Annotated in this window: 18 protein-coding genes and 1 pseudogene; 10 read left to right on the top strand and 9 right to left on the bottom strand. The window is 66.6% G+C overall.

The window, feature by feature from the left end; all coding sequences use genetic code 11:
* Window positions 1-49: 49 nt before the first annotated feature.
* Complete coding sequence (locus tag ACZK13_RS06405; protein WP_032128332.1) at window positions 50-1,009, top strand: acetyl-CoA carboxylase carboxyltransferase subunit alpha; 960 nt, start codon at window positions 50-52, stop codon at window positions 1,007-1,009.
* Window positions 1,010-1,149: 140 nt separating this feature from the next.
* Here ACZK13_RS06405 and ACZK13_RS06400 read toward each other — a convergent pair whose 3' ends face one another.
* Entirely contained in the window at window positions 1,150-1,605 is a 456-nt protein-coding gene (locus tag ACZK13_RS06400; RefSeq protein WP_049399558.1) for a CopD family protein, read from the bottom strand.
* A 147-nt stretch (window positions 1,606-1,752) separates the two neighbouring features.
* On the opposite strand from ACZK13_RS06400, the gene ACZK13_RS06395 reads away from it, so the two are divergent.
* Together ACZK13_RS06395 and ACZK13_RS06390 are read left to right on the top strand one after the other, a co-directional pair.
* Entirely contained in the window at window positions 1,753-2,343 is a 591-nt protein-coding gene (locus ACZK13_RS06395) for a class I SAM-dependent DNA methyltransferase (RefSeq protein ID WP_253143336.1), read from the top strand.
* Between the two features lie 93 nt (window positions 2,344-2,436).
* Window positions 2,437-3,744, top strand: coding sequence for a polyhydroxyalkanoate depolymerase (locus ACZK13_RS06390; protein ID WP_478482371.1), 1,308 nt, complete (start codon window positions 2,437-2,439; stop codon window positions 3,742-3,744).
* Between the two features lie 199 nt (window positions 3,745-3,943).
* On the opposite strand, the pseudogene ACZK13_RS06385 reads toward ACZK13_RS06390, so the two are convergent.
* Both ACZK13_RS06385 and ACZK13_RS06380 read right to left on the bottom strand, forming a co-directional pair.
* Window positions 3,944-4,934: pseudogene (locus ACZK13_RS06385) on the bottom strand (sensor domain-containing protein).
* A complete protein-coding gene (locus tag ACZK13_RS06380; protein ID WP_032128337.1) occupies window positions 4,931-5,296 on the bottom strand; it encodes a PadR family transcriptional regulator in 366 nt (121 codons plus the stop codon). The pseudogene ACZK13_RS06385 and the gene ACZK13_RS06380 overlap by 4 nt, the downstream one beginning before the upstream one ends.
* Window positions 5,297-5,432: 136 nt before the next feature.
* On the opposite strand from ACZK13_RS06380, the gene ACZK13_RS06375 reads away from it, so the two are divergent.
* Entirely contained in the window at window positions 5,433-6,335 is a 903-nt protein-coding gene (locus ACZK13_RS06375; RefSeq protein ID WP_478482370.1) for a peptidylprolyl isomerase, read from the top strand.
* Window positions 6,336-6,620: 285 nt separating this feature from the next.
* On the top strand, window positions 6,621-6,911 hold the full coding sequence (locus ACZK13_RS06370) for a hypothetical protein (protein WP_153856883.1): 291 nt from the start codon (window positions 6,621-6,623) through the stop codon (window positions 6,909-6,911).
* On the opposite strand, the gene ACZK13_RS06365 is transcribed toward ACZK13_RS06370, so the two are convergent.
* Window positions 6,899-7,771 carry a DMT family transporter gene (locus ACZK13_RS06365; RefSeq protein WP_032128339.1) on the bottom strand — a complete coding sequence of 291 codons (873 nt, stop codon included), beginning with the start codon at window positions 7,769-7,771 and terminating at the stop codon, window positions 6,899-6,901. The genes ACZK13_RS06370 and ACZK13_RS06365 overlap by 13 nt on opposite strands.
* 115 nt (window positions 7,772-7,886) lie before the next feature.
* On the opposite strand from ACZK13_RS06365, the gene ACZK13_RS06360 reads away from it, so the two are divergent.
* Together ACZK13_RS06360 and ACZK13_RS06355 are read left to right on the top strand one after the other, a co-directional pair.
* Entirely contained in the window at window positions 7,887-8,831 is a 945-nt protein-coding gene (locus ACZK13_RS06360; RefSeq protein ID WP_478482369.1) for a LysR substrate-binding domain-containing protein, read from the top strand.
* A gap of 68 nt (window positions 8,832-8,899) precedes the next feature.
* Window positions 8,900-9,193, top strand: a complete 294-nt coding sequence (locus tag ACZK13_RS06355) for a hypothetical protein (protein WP_005415831.1) — start codon at window positions 8,900-8,902, stop codon at window positions 9,191-9,193.
* A gap of 31 nt (window positions 9,194-9,224) precedes the next feature.
* On the opposite strand, the gene ACZK13_RS06350 is transcribed toward ACZK13_RS06355, so the two are convergent.
* Complete coding sequence (locus ACZK13_RS06350; RefSeq protein ID WP_346484914.1) at window positions 9,225-10,004, bottom strand: DUF4349 domain-containing protein; 780 nt, start codon at window positions 10,002-10,004, stop codon at window positions 9,225-9,227.
* A 32-nt stretch (window positions 10,005-10,036) separates the two neighbouring features.
* Window positions 10,037-10,393 (bottom strand): GFA family protein, encoded by a 357-nt coding sequence (locus ACZK13_RS06345; RefSeq protein WP_046983156.1) that lies wholly within the window; start codon window positions 10,391-10,393, stop codon window positions 10,037-10,039.
* 112 nt (window positions 10,394-10,505) lie between these two features.
* Between ACZK13_RS06345 and ACZK13_RS06340 the strand changes: the two genes are divergently transcribed.
* On the top strand, window positions 10,506-12,314 hold the full coding sequence (locus ACZK13_RS06340) for a DUF885 domain-containing protein (protein WP_329893076.1): 1,809 nt from the start codon (window positions 10,506-10,508) through the stop codon (window positions 12,312-12,314).
* 141 nt (window positions 12,315-12,455) lie between these two features.
* On the opposite strand, the gene agp is transcribed toward ACZK13_RS06340, so the two are convergent.
* The 3 genes from agp to ACZK13_RS06325 all read right to left on the bottom strand — a co-directional run bounded on the left by agp (window position 12,456) and on the right by ACZK13_RS06325 (window position 17,226).
* Window positions 12,456-13,685: a bifunctional glucose-1-phosphatase/inositol phosphatase gene (gene agp, locus ACZK13_RS06335; RefSeq protein ID WP_478482368.1), complete on the bottom strand. Its 1,230-nt coding sequence runs from the start codon at window positions 13,683-13,685 to the stop codon at window positions 12,456-12,458.
* 44 nt (window positions 13,686-13,729) lie between these two features.
* Window positions 13,730-15,562 (bottom strand): multidrug efflux ABC transporter SmrA, encoded by a 1,833-nt coding sequence (gene smrA, locus ACZK13_RS06330; protein ID WP_478482367.1) that lies wholly within the window; start codon window positions 15,560-15,562, stop codon window positions 13,730-13,732.
* 104 nt (window positions 15,563-15,666) lie between these two features.
* Complete coding sequence (locus ACZK13_RS06325; protein WP_478482366.1) at window positions 15,667-17,226, bottom strand: serine hydrolase; 1,560 nt, start codon at window positions 17,224-17,226, stop codon at window positions 15,667-15,669.
* Between the two features lie 110 nt (window positions 17,227-17,336).
* Between ACZK13_RS06325 and ACZK13_RS06320 the strand changes: the two genes are divergently transcribed.
* Both ACZK13_RS06320 and ACZK13_RS06315 read left to right on the top strand, forming a co-directional pair.
* Window positions 17,337-17,780: a VOC family protein gene (locus tag ACZK13_RS06320; RefSeq protein ID WP_012510493.1), complete on the top strand. Its 444-nt coding sequence runs from the start codon at window positions 17,337-17,339 to the stop codon at window positions 17,778-17,780.
* Window positions 17,780-18,592 carry a DUF72 domain-containing protein gene (locus ACZK13_RS06315; protein WP_478482365.1) on the top strand — a complete coding sequence of 271 codons (813 nt, stop codon included), beginning with the start codon at window positions 17,780-17,782 and terminating at the stop codon, window positions 18,590-18,592. Before ACZK13_RS06320 ends, ACZK13_RS06315 begins: the two co-directional genes overlap by 1 nt.
* The last annotated feature ends 44 nt before the right edge of the window (window positions 18,593-18,636 follow it).

Here is an 18,636-nt window from a genome sequence, read left to right as displayed (position 1 = left end):
TTGCACGCATTCGGCTAGAATTCCCCTCTTCTTTACACGACGGCTTCCGATGAATCCGAACTACCTCGACTTCGAGCAACCCATCGCCGACCTGGAAGCCAAGATCCAGGAACTGCGCAACGCCAGTGCCGGGCCGGCGGTCAATGTCGAGGCGGAAGTGCACGCGCTGCAGGACAAGCTGCGCATGCGCACCGCGCAGATCTTCCGCAACCTGACCTCGTGGCAGGTGCTGCAGCTGGCCCGTCATCCGTCGCGCCCGTACACCGCAGACTACCTCCGCGTCATGTTCGATGAGTTCCAGGAGCTGGCCGGCGACCGTGCCTTCGCCGACGACAAGGCGATCATGGGCGGCCTGGCACGCATCAACGGCCGTGCGGTGATGGTGATCGGCCACCAGAAGGGCCGTGACACCAAGGAAAAGATCAAGCGCAACTTCGGCATGCCCAAGCCGGAGGGCTACCGCAAGGCCCTGCGCCTGATGAAGATGGCCGAGCGCTTCGGCCTGCCGGTGCTGACCCTGATCGACACCGCCGGCGCCTGGCCGGGCATCGATGCCGAATCGCGCGGCCAGTCCGAAGCGATCGCACGCAACCTGATCGAGATGGCCGAACTGAAGGTGCCGATCATCTGCACCGTGATCGGTGAAGGTGGCTCCGGCGGCGCGCTGGCGCTGGGCGTGGGCGACCGCACCGTGATGCTGGAGTACTCGGTGTACTCGACCATCACCCCGGAAGGCTGCGCCTCGATCCTGTGGAAGGATGCCGGCAAGGCCAAGGATGCCGCCGAACAGCTGGGCCTGACCGCCCCGCGCCTGAAGAGCCTGGGCCTGGTCGACAAGGTCGTGCGCGAGCCGACCGGTGGCGCCCACCGCAACCCGACGCAGATGGCCAAGCGCCTGAAGGCGGTGCTGCTGAACGAACTGGACGCGCTGGACAAGCTGTCCACCGAGCAGCTGCTGGAACAGCGCTACGCCCGCCTGCGCAGCTACGGCACGTACGAAGCGGCCTAAGCCCGGTAGTGCCGGCCGCTGGCCGGCAACACGCAGGTGATTGCAGAAACGAAAGAGCCGGGCAATCGCCCGGCTCTTTCGTTTGCGCCCTGGCGGCATCCACGCATGGCGTGGATCTACCGGGTGCAGATGACCCCGCGTCAGAACGGCTTGGCCAGCACCAGCCACACGATCGGAATGAACGCCAGCAGCGGGATCTCGTTGATCCAGCGCAGCGCGCGCGACGACGGCAGCGCCCTGCCCTTGGCCACGCCCTTGAGCAGGCGCCCGATCCAGATGAAATACGCCAGCAGCAGCACCACCAGCCCCAGCTTGGCATGCAGCCAACCGGCGCCGCCCGAGGCAACCATCGTCGGGAAATCCGGAATGACCTTGTAGCCCAGCCACAGCACCAGACCCAGCAGGAATGCCAGACCGAACATCGAGTGGCCGAAGCGGTACAGGCGCAGGCCCATCAGCTGCAGGCGCTCGGTCACCGCCGGCTGGCCAGCGGTCTCGGCCAGGTTCACCAGGATGCGCGGCAGATAGAACACCGTCGCCATCCACGCCACCACGAACACGATGTGGAAGGTCTTGACCCAGTAGTAGCTCTGCATGCGCTCGCTCCGGCGGCTGGCGTAGGTTGGCGGCCATTCTCGCATGCCGTGGCCGGGCCACCCCACGCCCCAGCGCCGCGACACATCGACGCATGGCACGCCGCAACGCCGTACGATAAGCGCCGTTTTCACCACTGCGACCGCCCCATGGACAAGACCTACGACGCCGCCTACTTCCAACGCTGGTACCGCAGCGCCGACATCGGTGGCAGCGCCCGCCTGGCACGCAAGGTGGCATTGGCTGTGGCCAGCGCCGAGTACTACCTGGAGCGACCGATCCGCAGCGTGCTGGATATCGGCTGCGGCGAAGGCGCCTGGCGCGCGCCGCTGCTGAAGCTGCGTCCGAAGGTCGAATACCTCGGCTTCGACAGCAGCGAGTACGCTGTGCGCCGCTACGGCCGCACCCGCAACCTGCACCTGGCCCGCTTCGGTGATTTCGCCTGGCTGCGGCCCTGCGCCCCGGTCGACCTGCTGATCTGCTCGGACGTGATGCACTACGTGCCCGACCGTGAGCTGCGTGCCGGACTGGCCGGCGTGGCGGAGCTGACCGGCGGCGTGGCCTTCCTGGAGACCTTCGCCGCCGAGGACGCGTTCGAGGGCGACCACGAGGGTTTCCAGGCCCGCCCGGCGCGCTGGTACCGGCGGACGCTGGCCCGGCACGGTCTGCAGCCGGTAGGGTCGCATTGCTGGCTCGGCCCCGCCCTGGCAGGCGATGCGGCCGCGCTGGAACGGATGTGAATCCGGATTCATTATTTTCAGCCAACTTAACCTGCGGGACACCCGGATGGGATATGCTGCGCGGCAACATATGACCATACATATTCGGTCGTCATGCTCTATCAACTGCACGAAATGACCCGCAACCTGCTCGCCCCCTGGGTGCACCAGGCCCAGGCCAACGCCAGGTTCTTCGCCAACCAGGGCCACTGGTGGTCGCAGATGCCCGGCGCTGATCGCCTGGCGGCGGTCAATGAACTCTTCCATCGCATCGGCAAGGATTACGAGAAGCCCGAGTGGGGCATCAACGAAATCGACGTCGATGGCGAGCGCGTGCCGATCGTCGTGCACGAGGAAGTGAGCAAGCCGTTCTGCAAGCTGCTGCGCTTCAAGCGCCACAGCAATGAAGCCGACCAGCTGCACACCATGCTCAACCAGCCGTTCGTGCTGGTGGTGGCGCCGCTGTCCGGCCACCACGCCACGCTGCTGCGCGACACCGTGCGCACGCTGCTGCGCGACCACCGCGTGTATGTGACCGACTGGGTCGACGCGCGCATGGTGCCGGCCAGCGAAGGCGAGTTCGGCCTGGACGACTACATCGCCTACATCCAGGAGTTCATCCGCCACCTCGGCGTGGAGCGCCTGCACGTGGTGAGTGTGTGCCAGCCGACCGTACCGGTGCTGGCGGCGGTTTCGCTGATGGCCAGCCGTGGCGAGCCGACGCCGCGCACGCTGGTGATGATGGGTGGCCCGATCGATGCACGCTGCAGCCCGACCGCAGTGAACAACCTGGCCACGCAGAACCCGCTGTCGTGGTTCGAGAACAACGTCATCCACACCGTGCCGGCCAGCTATCCCGGCGCCGGCCGCCGCGTGTACCCGGGCTTCCTGCAGCACGCCGGGTTCCTGTCGATGAACCCGAGCCGCCACTTCAGCTCGCACTGGGATTTCTACACCGACCTGGTCAAGGGCGACCTGGAAGACGCCGACGCGCACCGTCGTTTCTACGACGAGTACAACGCGGTGCTGGACATGCCGGCCAAGTACTACCTGGATACCATCCGCGTGGTGTTCCAGGACTTCCTGCTGCCGCGTGGCGAGTGGGTGGTCAACGGCGAGAAGGTCGATCCGTCGGCGATCCGCGATACCGCGCTGCTGAGCATCGAAGGCGAGCTGGACGACATTGCCGGCCTCGGCCAGACCGAAGCGGCGCAGGCGCTTTGCACCGGCATCGACGCTGACCGCCGCGAGCATTTCATCGTCGAAGGTGCCGGCCACTACGGCATCTTCAGCGGCCGTCGCTGGCGCGAAGTGGTGTACCCGAAGGTGCGCGATTTCTTCGCCGCGCATGCCGAAGCACCGGCGGCGAAGGTCACGAAGAAGAAGAGCAACGTCACCCCGTTGCGGCGAAAGGCGGGGTAACTCGCCCAGGGTGGGTGCCGACCTTGGTCGGTACGCCCTGGTAGATGCCAACCTTGGTTGGCGCTCTACCCTGAATCCCGGTATCTGAAGGATTGTGCCAACCAAGGTTGGCACCTACCAAAGCGAATTCCGCCAAGCGCCCCTGCACTGATGGATCGTGCCAACCAAGGTTGGCACCTACCGGAGCGTCCGCACCCGCTTACAGCCGCACGAGCAGGTTCTTGGCGATCAGCCCATGCAGCTTGCCGATGCCGCGTGCCAGGTGCATCGTCAGCAGCAGCAGCAGCGCGCCCGCCCCGGCAACCGCGATCGCCACCAGCGGCGAGGCCGCCATCGGCAGCACGTTCACGTCGTTGACGTACACGCCGGGGATGTCGCCACTGAAGATCGCCGCGACCGGCGCCCAGATCAGGCTCAGCGACAGCGACAGCAACGTCACCGCGATGGTGAAGTAGATGACGCCCAGCGGCAGCATCAGCACGAAGTACAGCAGCGTCAGCCAGGTGCGGCCGTCGGTGAACATGTCCCCGATGCGCTGCAGCCAGGTGCGGCTGCGGTCGGTGTAGCGCGGACGACGCGGCATGCGCTCGCCCAGCAGCGCTTCCACCAGGCGCCCTTCCAGCAACGCCAGCCCGCGCACCGAACCGAAGAACAGCACCGTCAACGGGATGCCGATGATCAGGATCAGCAGGCCCAGCGACAGCGACAGGCCAGTCACCACCCAGATGAAGAAGAAGATGCCGGTGGCCAGCGACAGCAGCATGTAGAACAGCGCACCGTAGGTATGCGGATCCGTCACCACGCCGAAGAAGCGCGCCAGCAGCGAACGCGGCACCGGTACCGGCGGGGTGTGCGGCCGGCTCGACGCCACTGGCTTCCGCCGCCGCACGCAGCACCGGTGCGGTATCCGCACGCGGTGTACGCAGCGCGCGATTCACCGTCACTTCGGTCTCGCGGTAGATTTCGGCTACCTCGTCCGGCGCACCGTAGCTGCCGGCGACGTCGGCGATCACCTCGGCCTCGCTGCGGCCGGGCTGCGCCGCCAGCTCCGAGCGCAGGTATTCCTCGGCGTCGTACAGCGCGTCCTGCACCATCGCCGGGTCGGCGCCTTCCAATGACGCGCGCAGCTGCGCCAGGTACTGCGGGATGGTCGTGGGCAGGGCTCGGCCTGCCAGGCTCGGGTCGTTCATTGCGGTACCCCCTCCAACACGGAATCGACGGAATCGCGTGTGGCCTGCCAGGCCTGGCGCCATTGCGCCAGCACCTCGCGGCCACGTTCATTGATGCGGTAGTAGCGCCGCGGCGGCCCGCTGCTGGACGGCTCCACATGGCTTTCCAGCAGGCCGGCGCCCTCCAGATTGCGCAGCACCGGGTACAGCGCGCTCTGCTTGCCGCTCAGCACGCCCTCGCCCACCCGCTCCAGCTCCTTGGCAATGAGGTAGCCGTACAGCGGCTCCCCGGCCCGGGCCAGCACCGCCAGCAGGGCCAGCGACACCGTTCCGGCGCTGAGCTCCTTCTGGAACTTCTTCAGCTGGACATCGTCCTCGGACATGACCGGCCCTCCACTACGTTGAAGTCCACAGTAGTGCGAAGTTCGGTATAGCGAATGTGTCGTTAGTCATCGTGCCGGTTGGCGTGGCCGGGCCGCTCGCGCAGAATCGAAGCCTCGTTCATGTTCCGGGGATCCCATGCCGCACCTTCGTCGCCTTGCCCTGACCGCCATCGCCCTGTCCTGCCTGCTGCCCGCCATGGCCAGTTCGGCCACGCCCTACCGCAGCCCGCAGCAGATTCTTGATGCTTCGGCGGCCAGCGACTGGCGCACCCCGGACCCGGCCAACCTGCTGTACATGGACCTGCCGGCCGGGCGGGTGATCATCGAGCTGGCGCCGCAGTTCGCCCCGCGCCATGTCGCCAACATCCAGACCTTCGCCCGCGAGCACTTCTGGGACGGCACCAGCATCTACCGCTCGCAGGACAACTTCGTGGTGCAGTTCGGCGATGCCGACGCCGATGACGCCGCCAAGGCCAAGCCGTTCGGCAGCGCCGCGCGCAAGCTGCCGGCCGAATTCGAACGCGCCAGCGCCGGCCTGAAGGTCAGCGTGCTGCCGGATCGCGATGGCTGGGCCGCGCAGACCGGATTCGTCGACGGTTTCCCGGTCGGCCAGGACCCGCAGGCCGGCAAGGCCTGGCTGGCGCATTGCTACGGCATGCTCGGCGCTGGCCGCAGCAACGAGGAAGACAGCAGCATCGGTGCCGAACTGTACGTGGTGACCGGCCAGTCGCCGCGCCAGCTGGACCGCAACATCACCCTGGTCGGCCGCGTGCTGAAGGGCATGGAGCTGCTCAGCGCGACCCCGCGCGGCCCGGCGCCGATGGGTTTCTATGCCGACCCGAAGCTGCGCACGCCGATCGTGTCTATCCGCCGTGCCAGCGATGTGCCGGTGGCCGAGCGCACGCCGATCCAGGTACTGCGTACCGACTCGAAGACCTTCGCCGATACGGTGGAAGCGCGGCGGAATCGCGTGGATGATTTCTACAAGCGCCCGGCGGGGCATATCGATCTTTGCAATGTTCCGGTGCCGGTGAAGTAACGCCGTCGCGGGTTCTGCGCGTGGCGCGTGCTGAAGGTGCTTCATCGTTCATGGGCGTCACTTTTCTTTTCGCGCGAAAAGAAAAGTAACCAAAAGAAACGCGCCGCCAGGTCGCGAGCCGCCGTGCTTCGCACGCCGGTCCCCTGCGCTTCTCGGTGAATCAGGGGGCGGTGCCGAACTCGCTGCGCTCAGACATCGGCACCTCTTCGCCCCTGATTCCCCTGCGATGCTCGGCTCGCTCAAGGCGGACTGGAAGGTCAAGATCAACCGCAAAAGCATCCACGCATGGCGTGGATCTACTGGGTGCAGCTGTGGCCTTTGATCTGGGTCCGCCTTGAGCGAGCAGAGCACCGCAGGTCCGGCGAGGGCGAAGAGGCGCGGGTGTCTGAGCGCAGCGAGTTCCCGCGCCGTCCCTCGACGGGCCGAGGAGCGCAGGGCACCGATGCGCAGCATCGGCTCGTGACCGGCGGAACGTTTCTTTTGGTTACTTTTCTTTGCGTACAAAGAAAAGTAACGCCCATGAACAATGAAGCGCCTTCAGCACGCGCCACGTGCAAAACACCTCAACCCTTCTGACTCACCGCCACGCTACCCAGAATCAACGCACCGGCAATCAGCATCTGCAGTGTCACCGGCTCGCCCAGGAACAACCACGCGAAGGCCGCACCAAACAGCGGAATCAGGTAGGTCACCGTGGATGCACGCGACGGGCCGATACGGCCGATCAAACGATAGAACATCAGGAACGCCAGCCCAGTGCAGGCCACGCCCAGGGCAATCGCCGCGCCCCACGCCTTGGCCGGAATCGCCGCCTGCGGCCAGTGGCTGACCGCCATCGGCAGCATCCACAGCGAAGCGCAGGACAGCGTTGCCGCCGCAGCCGCAGCCGACGGCAACCCGGTCATGTGCCGCTTCACCAGGTTCACGCCCAGGCCGTACAGCAACGAAGCCGCCGCACCGGCCAGCACCGCGGTGCCGATGCTCAGGCCGGAGACCTTGGCCGTGGCCAGCACCACCACGCCGGCGAAGCCGACCAGCAGCGCGCCCGCACGGCGCATGCCGATCTTCTCGCCGAAGAACAGGAACGCGATCAGCGCGGCGAACAGCACCGTCATCGCATTGCAGATCGCACCGATCGCGGCCGGCGCCTGCTCTGCGGCATAGGCGAACAGCACGAACGGCAGCGCCGAGTTGATCAGGCCGATCGGCGCCAGCCACAGCCAGCGCCGCGGCGGGAACTGTGCGCGGGCGCGCCACAGGAACGGCAGCAGCACCAGCGCGCCCAGCACCAGCCGCACCTCGACCAGCGCGAACGGGCCGAACGACGGCACTGCCACCCGCATGAACAGGAACGAGCAGCCCCAGATGGCGCCCAGCAGGGTCAATTCCAGCGGCGTGCGCCAGTCGCGCTCGGCCGCCTGTGGGACCGCATTCATGCCCTGCCTCCGTCCATCGTCTGTTCCTCGCCAAGGCAGAAAGGATCAGGCGCAGACGCCCGCCACACAAGCGCGTAGTATCGCTGCCAGCCACAAATATGGTTTGAGGCTGGACATGCAGCTACGCCCTTCCCTGCTCCCCGCACTGGCCGTGTTCGCGGTTGCAGCGCGCCACCAGAACTTCGCCCAGGCCGCCCAGGAGCTGCACCTGACCGCCAGCGCGGTCAGCCATCACGTGCGCCGCCTGGAGGAGGTGCTGGAGACCCGGCTGTTCCTGCGCCATGCCCGCGGCGTGCGCCTGACCGCCGAGGGCCGGCAGCTGGCCGACGCCGCCAGCGCCGCCTTCACCGATGTCGCGGCGGTCGCCCACCATCTGCACCCGGATGCGAACAGCGTGCCGTTGCGGATCACCACGCTGCGTTCACTGTCGTACTGCTGGCTGCTGCCGCGGTTGCCGCGTTTCACCCAGGCCCATCCGCACATCCGCATCGAGCTGCATACCGGCAGCGGCCTGGACCGCTACGACGACAACGGGCCGGAAGTCGGCATCCGCTACGGGCTGGGCCAATGGCCGGGCCTGCGTGCACAGCACCTGATGGATGACTACCTGTTCCCGGTGGCCTCGCCGGCGCTGGCCGGGGTCGAAACGCTGGTCGATCCGGCGCGCATCGCCGACCTGCCGCTGCTGACCGATCTGTCGCCGCAGGGCTGGCGTGACTGGTTCCGCCATGCCGGCGTGCGCCCACCCTCGCCACTGCCGCCGATGCATACCTTCGCCGACAGTACCGATGCGATGCGTGCCGCGGTGTACGGCATGGGCACTGTGCTGGCACGTACCCATATCGCGCAGCCCTACCTGCAGCGCTACGAGGTGGTACGCCTGCCTGGCCCGGCGCTGAAGGCGCGCTACGCGTATCACGTGGTGCATGCCGAAGGGCAACCGCCGAGCCACGCCGCGCGCCTGTTCATCGACTGGTTGCTGGAGCAGGCGCAGGACGAACCCACGCCGATTCCCGCGTTGCCGGAAAGCCTGCTCGGGCGCCCGGCCACGCACGGCTGACTGCGCCCTCACCCGTTCTTTGCTTCACGCTGGCTAGGCTGCAGGCAACCCCACACCGTATCGACGCCATGGCCATGCTGCGACTGCGCATCACCGGAACCGAAGACGACGCCCGTGCCATCAGCGACCTGCTGCTCGGCCTGGACGGCATCGAACATGTCGAGGAAACCGACGACCTGATGCCGCACATGGACGACGACGATTCCAGTTCTGCCGGGCTGTCCGATGACATCGGCCCGGGCATCCACGAACTGGAGGTGGAAGTCGGCAACGAAAGCACCGCGCAGAAGGTGCGCGATGCGGTGCAGGAACTGGCGCTGGAGCTGGATGTGTTCGTCGAGTACGAGACCGACGAGGGCTGATGCCGGCTGGCTGCCGGCATCAACCTTGTCCTCAAAGGGTGGGCGGCAGCGTGCGACGGCGGCGACGCCACCACGCCCGCACCCCCCAGGCCGCGATCAACGCCAGCACCGCTACCGGCAACAACGCGGCGGCAGCGCGGATCAGGAACGCAACGCTGGTGCTGAGGATGCTGCCCGATTCGCTCAGCGCCTCACCGATCTCGCTGCGGCTGCGCTGGCCCGAGGTGGTATCGAAGTGCATCGTGACCAGCTGGGTATCGATGCGCCGGCGCTGCTGCGCAGAATCCTTGTTGGCCTGCTCGACGCCCGCTTCGATCTCCGACAGGCGCGTGGTGATCGCCATCAGGTCTTCGATCTTCAGGTCCTTGCGGTCCTGGTAGGACAGCAGCCGCGCATGTTCCTTCTCCAGCCGCGCCTTGGTCAGTGCGGTGTCTGCTACCTCCTGCGCCAGGTCCTCGGCGCGCGTATTGCGCGACTGCAGCGTGCCCCCCTCACCGGCCAGAGCGATCAACGGCTCGGTGCCCTTTGGCGCAATGCGCACCTTGACCTCGCCGCTGGGCTGCTCGCCACTGCGCTGGTCGACCTGCAGCACCGCGCAATCACCGAACTTCGCACTCTGGCAGGCCTGCGCCACCTGCTGGATGCGCACAGCGATCTGCGCCGCTTCCAGCTGGATCTGCACGTCATGCTCGTAGGCCAGGAACGCACCTTCCGGCGAAGCGACAGCAGCATCGGCAGCGGCCGCACCCGCCTCCTGCGCCCTCTCGCCGTTCTTGGCACAGGCCGCCAGCGCCAGCAGCAGCACCGGCATCGCCACCACACGCGTCCACGCGCGCACCGGCCTCACAGTGCCGCTCCGTCGTAGGACATCACCGCCAGCGTGGCCAGGTCTACCTGCGGTACGCAGCGCACGTTCACCGCCACCATCGGCGTACCGGTGCGCGGGTCCACCGCTTCGCTGTAGGGGGCAACGCCGCACTCGCGGCAGTGGTGATGATCGATGTGGGCTTTGTTGAAGTGGTAGGTAGCCACGTCCGCGGGATTGGTGCTCAGCTGGAACGCCTCGCGCGGGGCAAACCACAGCAGGCTGCCGCGGCGACGGCACATCGAGCAGTTGCAGTCGATGACGTCGCTGATCGGCGCCTCGGCCTGTACGGTGAATGCGATCCTGCCGCAATGGCAGCTTCCCTGGTATTCCATGTCCTGCGCTCCGCTGGAGGGTCCTTGTCAGTGCCCATGGTAATCCTATGGCACGGGGACAAAGCAGCCCCGGGGCCCTATGCTCGGGGTTTGACCCTGTACAGGAACGCCGATGCGCCCGCATCTTCTTGCCCTCGCCCTGGTCGCCGCCCTGGCCGGTTGCCAGCCGGCCGACGCCCCGACCAACGCTTCCACCCCGGCCGCCAGCCAGCAGGCCGGCGACGCGGCGGTCGATGCCGCCTTCGCCGATCTTTCCAAGCGCGCCCTGGACACCTGGATGCAGCTGTCGCCGGTCAGCGCCACCCAGATCGGTGACCACCGCTACGACAGCGAACTGGATGACCTCAGTGCCGCCGGCCAGCAGAAGACCCTGGCCGCCTACAAAGCGCTTCTGGGCGAGCTGGACAAGATCGAGGTGGCCAAGCTGGGCCGCGAGAACCAGGTGGACGCGGCGATCCTGCGCAACCAGCTGCAGTCGGAAATCTGGAACGCCGAAGTGCTGCAGTCCGGCAAGTGGGACCCGCAGCTGTACAACGGCATCGCTGGCAGCGCGATCTACGGCCTGATGGCGCGCGAGTTCGCGCCGCTGCCGGAGCGCTTGAAGTCGGCCACCGCACGCATGGAAAAGCTGCCGGCGATCTTCGCGCAGGCCCGCGAGAACCTGGATCCGGCCCGCGTGCCGAAGATCCATGCCGAGACGGTGGCCAAGCAGAACAAGGGCATCCTCAGCATCGTCGATACCTTCATCACCCCGCACATCGGTGAACTGCCGCAGGCCGACCAGCAGCGCCTGCAGGCCGCCATCGACGGCCTGAAGAAGGCCGTGGACGAACAGCAGACCTGGCTGGACAAGACCCTGGTGCCGAACGCCAAGGGCGACTTCCGCATCGGTGCGGAAAAGTACGACCAGAAGCTGAAGTTCGCGCTGAACTCGTCGCTGTCGCGCCAGGAGATCGGTGAGCGAGCACGCGCCGAACTCAAGCGCGTGCGCGAAGACATGTACGGCATCGCGCAGACCGTGCTGAAGGACAAGCCGGGCGCACCGGAAATGCCGGCCCAGCCGACCGACGAGCAGCAGCAGAAGGCGATCGAGGCCGCGCTGGAACTGGCCTACGCCGACAAGCCGGCCCGCGACAAGGTGGTGGACGATGCCAAGGCCGCGCTGGAACAATCCACCGCGTTCGTGCGCGAACACGACCTGATGACCCTGCCCGACGCGCCGGTGGACATCATCCTGATGCCGGAATTCCAGCGTGGCGTGGCCGTGGCCTACTGCGATTCGCCGGGCCCGCTGGACAAGAACCTGAAGACCTTCTACGCCGTGTCGCCGATTCCGGACGACTGGAACGACAAGCAGGTCGACTCGTTCCTGCGTGAGTACAACTCGCGCATGATCCACCTGCTGAGCATCCACGAAGGTACTCCGGGCCATTACCTGGAAGGCTGGCACTCGGCCAAGTTCCCCTCCACCCTGCGTGCGGTGCTGCGTTCGGGCCTGTTCGCCGAAGGCTGGGCGGTCTACACCGAGCGGATGATGCAGGAGCAGGGTTACCTCAACAACGACCCGCTGTTCCACCTGGTGCAGCTGAAGTTCTACCTGCGCACGATCTCCAACGCGATCCTCGACCAGGGCGTGCACGTGGACAACTGGGATCGCGAAAAGGCGATGCACCTGATGACCCATGATGCCTTCCAGCAGGAGAGCGAAGCCGCCGGCAAGTGGGTGCGCGCGCAGCTGACCTCGGCACAGCTGCCGACCTACTTCGTCGGTGCGCAGGAACACTTCGACACCCGCAAGGCGATGCAGGACAAGCTGGGTGACAAGTTCAACCTGAAGGCCTACCACGACCAGATGCTGTCCTACGGCGCGCCACCGGTGCGTTTCGCACGCCAGCTGATGCTGGACCAGCCGATCGAGTGATCGCGCCGGTGTGAGCGGAAACAGAACGGCCCGGGGAAACCCGGGCCGTTTTCTGTTCGGCGTCCCCGGATGGACCCATCCACGCATGGCGTGGATCTACTACCCGCCTGCCAGTAGATCCACGCCATGCGTGGATGGCATTCAATTCACCGCGCGATGCAGCACGCGCTCGAACTGCACGTCACTGCATCCATTCTGCCCACACCCGGGAAGCGCGAGCTCCACCCGAACGGGTGGCTGTACATCGCTCAACGGCAGCGCATCTCGCAGTTGCGCGGTGGTCGGGTAGACGTAGGCCAAGCGGAAACGCTCGCCACCGCTTTGGCGGTCGCGCCAGCGCTCGAACTGCAGCAGGCCGCCGATCGGCGTCTTCTCGTACTGGCCCCGCAACGTGTAGTCCGTGATTCCCAGCGCCGCCAGCACGGAACCGATGTTGGAATCGTGGCCGACCAGCAGGCTCACCTTCGGTGACGCCGGATCTTCGAACAGCCCTTTTATTCTTGCCAAAAGCGGCGCAGCAACGTCACGCGCCACCTCGGGTGTTCCGAACAGGATGTCCTGGTAGCGGTTGTGGACCTGCGCCAGCGCCTGCCATTGGGCCTCCGTGTTCAATCGGCCCCAGCCTTCGCGGGGGATGCCACTTCCCTGGTAGTGCTCCATCAACAAGGCATCGACCAACCCGCTTGCCAGGGCCAGCGAACCGGAAGTACGCGGTTCTTTGCCCGGCTCTGCGCTGAAAATGGAATCGGCCGGCGTCAGGTGGCATTCGCTGCGGCCTGCGCACGCAGCCGACTGCGGGTAGCGGGTGATCGCCTCCACCGCCGCCAACGCCGGTGCCAGATCCGATGCGGCCTGCGCCTGTTGCATCGCCGACAACGCGCGTTCGCGGAAGGCCGCATCACCGTTGTGGATCACCGGATTGAACAACGGATCCATCGTGCCCAGCGGCATGCGCTGTTCCACCGTCACGTGGCAGCCCGGGAACGCACCGGCAACGAAAAACTGCGCGGTGGCCTGGGTGCGCTGCAGGCTGTTGGCGTGCGCGTGGAAGTCGCTCGGCTGCGGGCAGCCCGTTGTCGGCAGCAACTTTGCCTGCCGCAGCCACTGGCCGATGTAACGGCCCATGTAGACCTCCAGCACGCCGCCCTTGGTGGTCAGCTCGCCGGCGCCTACGTCCCAGCTCGGCCAGCGCTCCGGAGTCGCATTGGCCAACGCGCCCGATGCCACCACCGGTGCGCGCAGGTTGTGGCGGCTGAGAAGGATGACCTGCTCGAGGGCTTCGCCTTCCACTGATGGCGATGCAGCGGCTGCGGCAGTGGCGACCAGTGCCAGCACCAGCGCCAGCAGCAGGGGGCGTAGAGAACGAATCATGCGGGCCTCCGACCCCAGGGAATGCATCCACGCATGGCGTGGGTCTACTGGTCTGCAGCCACAAAACCACCGGTCTGCCGCGCCCACAGGCGCGCGTACAGGCCACCGGCCGCAATCAGTTCGGCATGGCTGCCGGTCTCGACGATGCGGCCCTGGTCCATCACCACCAGCCGGTCCATGCGTGCGATGGTCGACAGCCGGTGCGCGATCGCGATCACCGTCTTGCCGCCCATCAGCTGGTCCAGGCTGTCCTGGATCGCCGCTTCCACTTCCGAGTCCAGTGCCGAGGTCGCCTCATCCAGCACCAGGATCGGTGCGTCCTTCAGCAGCACGCGGGCGATGGCGATGCGCTGGCGCTGGCCACCGGACAGCTTCACTCCGCGCTCGCCCACGTGCGCGTCGTAGCCACGCCGGCCCTGCCCGTCCACCAGCGTATCGATGAAGGCTGCGGCGCGCGCCTTGGCCACGGCGGCATGCAACTGCTCGTCAGTGGCATCGGGGCGGCCATACAGCAGGTTGTCGCGGATCGAGCGATGCAGCAGCGAGGTGTCCTGGGTGACCACGCCGATCTGCTGGCGCAGGCTCTCCTGGGTGACATGGGCGATGTCCTGATCGTCGATCAGGATGCGGCCGCTTTCCAGGTCGTAGAGCCGCAGCAGCACGTTGACCAGGGTCGACTTGCCGGCACCGGAAGGACCGACCAGGCCGATCTTCTCGCCCGGCTTCACCACCAGATCGAGGCCGGCAATCACACCGCCCTTCTTGCCGTAGTGGAAGTGGATGTCCTGGAAGTGCACGCCACCACGGGTCACCTGCAACGGCACTGCATCCTCGCGGTCCTGCACGGTCAGCGGCTGGGCGATGGTAGTGATGCCATCCTGCACCGTACCGATGTCCTCGAAGATGCCGTTGATGGTCCACATGATCCAGCCGGACATGTTGTGGATGCGGATCACCAGGCCGGTCGCCAGCGTGATCGCGCCAACAGTGATGTGGCCACCGTTCCACAGCCACAGCGCGAGCCCACAGGTACCGGCAATCAGGAAACCGTTGACGATGGCGATGGTCAGGTCCATGCCGGTGGTGATGCGGGTCTGCGCACGGTGCTTGACCGCCAGTTCCTGGATCGACTCGGCCACATAGGCCTGCTCGCGTCCGCCATGGGCGAACAGCTTCAACGTGGGAATGTTGGTGTAGCCATCAACGATGCGGCCCATCGCCTTGGAACGCGCTTCGGAGGCGATCCATGCGCGTTCCTTCGCGCGCGGAACGAAGTAGGCCAGGATCACTGCATAGGCCAGCAGCCACAGGATCAACGGCACCATCAGCCGCCAGTCGGCCTGCGCGAACAGGTACAGCGCGGTGCCGGTGTAGACCACGATGTACCAGAGCGAGTCGACCATCTGCACCGCCGACTCGCGCAGCGAGGTACCGGTCTGCATCACCCGGTTGGCCACGCTGCCGGCGAAGTCGTTCTGGAAGAAGTTCAGGCTCTGCCGCACCACGTAGTTGTGCATCAGCCAGCGCGAGCGGTTGCTCAGGCCAGGCACGATGGCCTGGTTGACCAGCAGGTTGTGCAGGCCGACCAGGATCGGCCGCGCGATGACCGTGATGAACAGCATCCAGCCCAGCTCGTTGGCATGGCGCTTGAAGAAATCGGCCCCCGGCTGCTCGGCGACCATGTCGACGATGCGGCCCAGATAATCGAACATTGCCACTTCCACCAGCGCCAGCAGCAGGCCGGCGATCAGGGTGGCCAGCAGCACCGGCCACACCGGGCGCAGGTAATGCAGGTAGAACGGCACCACCTTTCGCGGCGGCATGCGCCCGTCCACGGGCGGGAACACCGGAATCAGGGATTCAAACCAACGGAACATCGCATTCCCTCGCCATCAATAGCCGGCGGAGTATCCCACGCCGCGTGTGTACGCCAGCCGATGATCGCCGCGGTTCCGGTAGTGCCGGGCCACGCCCGGCGACGTCATTTCACCGGGGTGAACAGCAGGTCCTGGAAATCGAAGCTGAAATCGGTCAGGTCGGAGATCGACTGCATGCGCACCTCGCGCACCTTGCCGTCCGGATCCAGGCTGAAGTTCACGAACGCGTCGGCGTTGAGCGAACGGTCGTCCCAGCGCACGATGAAGGTGTCGTGCTGCCAGTGCTCCAGCCGACCGCTCAGCTGTGCAGTCTTCATGAAGCGCAGGCGCAGGCCCTTGCCCTGGGCGCTGATCTGCATGTCGCCATACCAGCGGTCGCGGAACGTGCCGGTGTAGCCGGCCAGTGCCAGCGATGGCTTGCTGCCCTTGTCGCGCGCGTTCTGGTGCTTGGCCCAGGCCTCGTCGGCCTTGTCCTGGCCCTTGGCCACGGCCTTGGCATAGGCATCCACCCAGTCGTGCTTCTCGCCGCCCAGATAGGCATCAAGCACGCTCAGGGTGATCGCGTTGAACGCCGCGCCCACTTCCTGGTTGGTCAGCACCACCACGCCCAGCTTCTCGCCCGGCACCAGGGTCAGCCGCGAAACCATGCCCGGCCAGCCACCGGTGTGCCAGACCAGCTTCCGGCCACGGTAGTCGCTCAGGCTCCAGCCTTCGCCGTAGCCGGCAAAGTTGGCCCGCGCCGGCGCCAGCTCCGGCACGCTCGGCGCCGGAATCGACTGCGGCGTGATCATCCGCCACATCTGCTGCTGGCTCTTGTCGCTGAACAGCGCGGTGCCATCGGCCAGCTTGCCTTCGTCCAGCTGCACCTGCATCCAGCGCGCCATGTCGTGCGCACTGGAATAGATGCCACCGGCGCCGGCATTGTTCGACCAGGTCAGCGGTGCAACGGTACGCAGGTCCTTGAAATCGTACTTGGCGTGGCCGACCGCGGCCTTGTCGCCCGGCTTCAGGTGATCGGCGTTGTAGCGTGTGCCGGCCATGCCCACCTTGTCGAAGATGCGGGTCTGCAGGAACTGCTGGTAGCTCATGCCGGAGACATGCTCGATCACCTGCTGGGCAACCGCGTACAGGATGTTGTCGTACGCATAGCTCTCGCGGAAACCGCCCTTCAGCGGCACCTTGCCCAGCCGCTCCACCACTTCGGCATTGCTGTAGGAGGTGGTCGGCCAGAACAGCAGGTCACCTGCGCCCAGGCTCAGCCCGCTGCGATGCGACAGCAGGTCGCGGATCGTCATCTGCCCGGTCAGGAACGGATCGGACATGCGGAACGACGGCAGGTGGTCGATCACCTTGTCGTCCATCTTCAGTTTGCCGTCCTCGGCCAGCAGGTTCAGCGAGGTGGCGGTGAACGCCTTGGTGTTGGAAGCAATGGCGAACAGCGTATCGGCCTGCACCGGTTCCGGCTTGCCCTGCTCGCGCACGCCCCAGCCGCGTTCCAGCACCACCTGGCCATCCTTGACCACGGCCACGGCAATGCCGGGCACGTCGAACTGTGCGCGCACGCGCTCGACGGTGGCATCCAGGTCCTGCAGCTGCTCCGGGGTCGCAGCATTCGCCATGGTCGTGCACGCCAGCAGCACGGCTCCTCCAATCCAGGTTTTCATCCAGCACGATCTCCGAACAGGGGTGGCGGCCATGTGCAGGCCGTCACCAGGGTTTCGCGCGATGGTAACGGCCCCCGGCGCAGCCTGCCCTGTGCCATAGGAGGGGTGTCATGGGCGAGAACGGACAACCGAGCAACGGGTCGACCATCATTCCGTGCCTGCGCTACCGCGACGCGCAGGCCGCCATCGAGTGGTTGCAACGCGCCTTCGGTTTTCACGTCCAGGCGGTGTATGCCGACGGCGATACGGTGTTCCATGCGCAGCTGACATACGGCAACGGCATGATCATGCTCGGCTCGAGCAGCAGTAGCGGCGAATGGTCCAAGCTGGCGGTGATGCCGGACGAGGTCGGCGGCCGCCAGACGCAGAGCGCCTGCGTGATCGTCACCGATGCCGATGCGCACTATGCGCGGGCCAAGGCTGCCGGTGCCCGCATCGTCATCGACATTGCCGACCAGGACTACGGTGGCCGTGGCTACGCCTGTGCCGACCCGGAAGGTTACATGTGGTGGTTCGGCAGCTACGATCCGTGGCGCGCGGACCACGGCCAGTGATGGCCGCAACGACGCAGGCCGCGATCCGCTGCGGTATCGGTGGCTGGGTGTTTCCCGAATGGCGCGGTGGCATGTTCTATCCGCCGGGCCTGCCGCAACGCGAGGAACTGGCCCATGCCAGCCGCGCGCTGCGCTGCATCGAGATCAACGGCACCTTCTACCGCACGCCCACTGCCGCCCAGTGCGCGCAATGGGCGGCGCAGACGCCGGACGGCTTCCGTTTTTCGATGAAGGCGCCACGCTACCTGGTGCAGCGCCGCGACCTGTCCAGCACTGTGGAGGCTGCAACGCCGTTCCTGCAGGCGGCGCTCGCGCTGGGTGACCGGCTCGGCCCCTTGCTGTGGCAGTTCGACCCACGCCATCCGGCCGATGCCGAAGCGCTGGACGCACTGATGGCACAGCTGCCGGAGCAGTTGGACGGCGTGCCGCTGCAGCATGCGCTGGAGGTCCGCAACGCCGAGGCACATGGCCCGGCACTGGTCGCCGCCGCGCGCCGCCATGGCGTGGCGCTGGTGATCGAGGACAGCGACGAGGCGCCACTACACGGCGATGTCAGTGCCGGCTTCGTCTACGCCAGGATCAAGCGCAGCCAGGCCCGCTTGAACGAGGGCCTGCCGGCACCCGTGCAGCAGCGCTGGGCGGAGCGCGCAGGACGCTGGTCACGCGGCGAGCCGGTAGCCGACCTGCCCTGCCTCGCCGGGCAGGCACCGTCAGAGCCGCGCGAGGTCTACCTGCTGTGCATCGGCGCCGCCAAAGCGCGCAATCCTGCGGCGGCGATGGCGCTACAGCGGCACGTGGACGGCGGCGCATAGCACGACCGATGCGCGACGGGCGCCGCCTTGCCTCACAATAGGCG

The sequence above is a fragment of the Stenotrophomonas sp. 99219_Sma genome (assembly GCF_056480785.1).
Note: the sequence above shows the minus strand (reverse complement) of the source record. Positions and strands in the feature narration are given on the sequence as shown.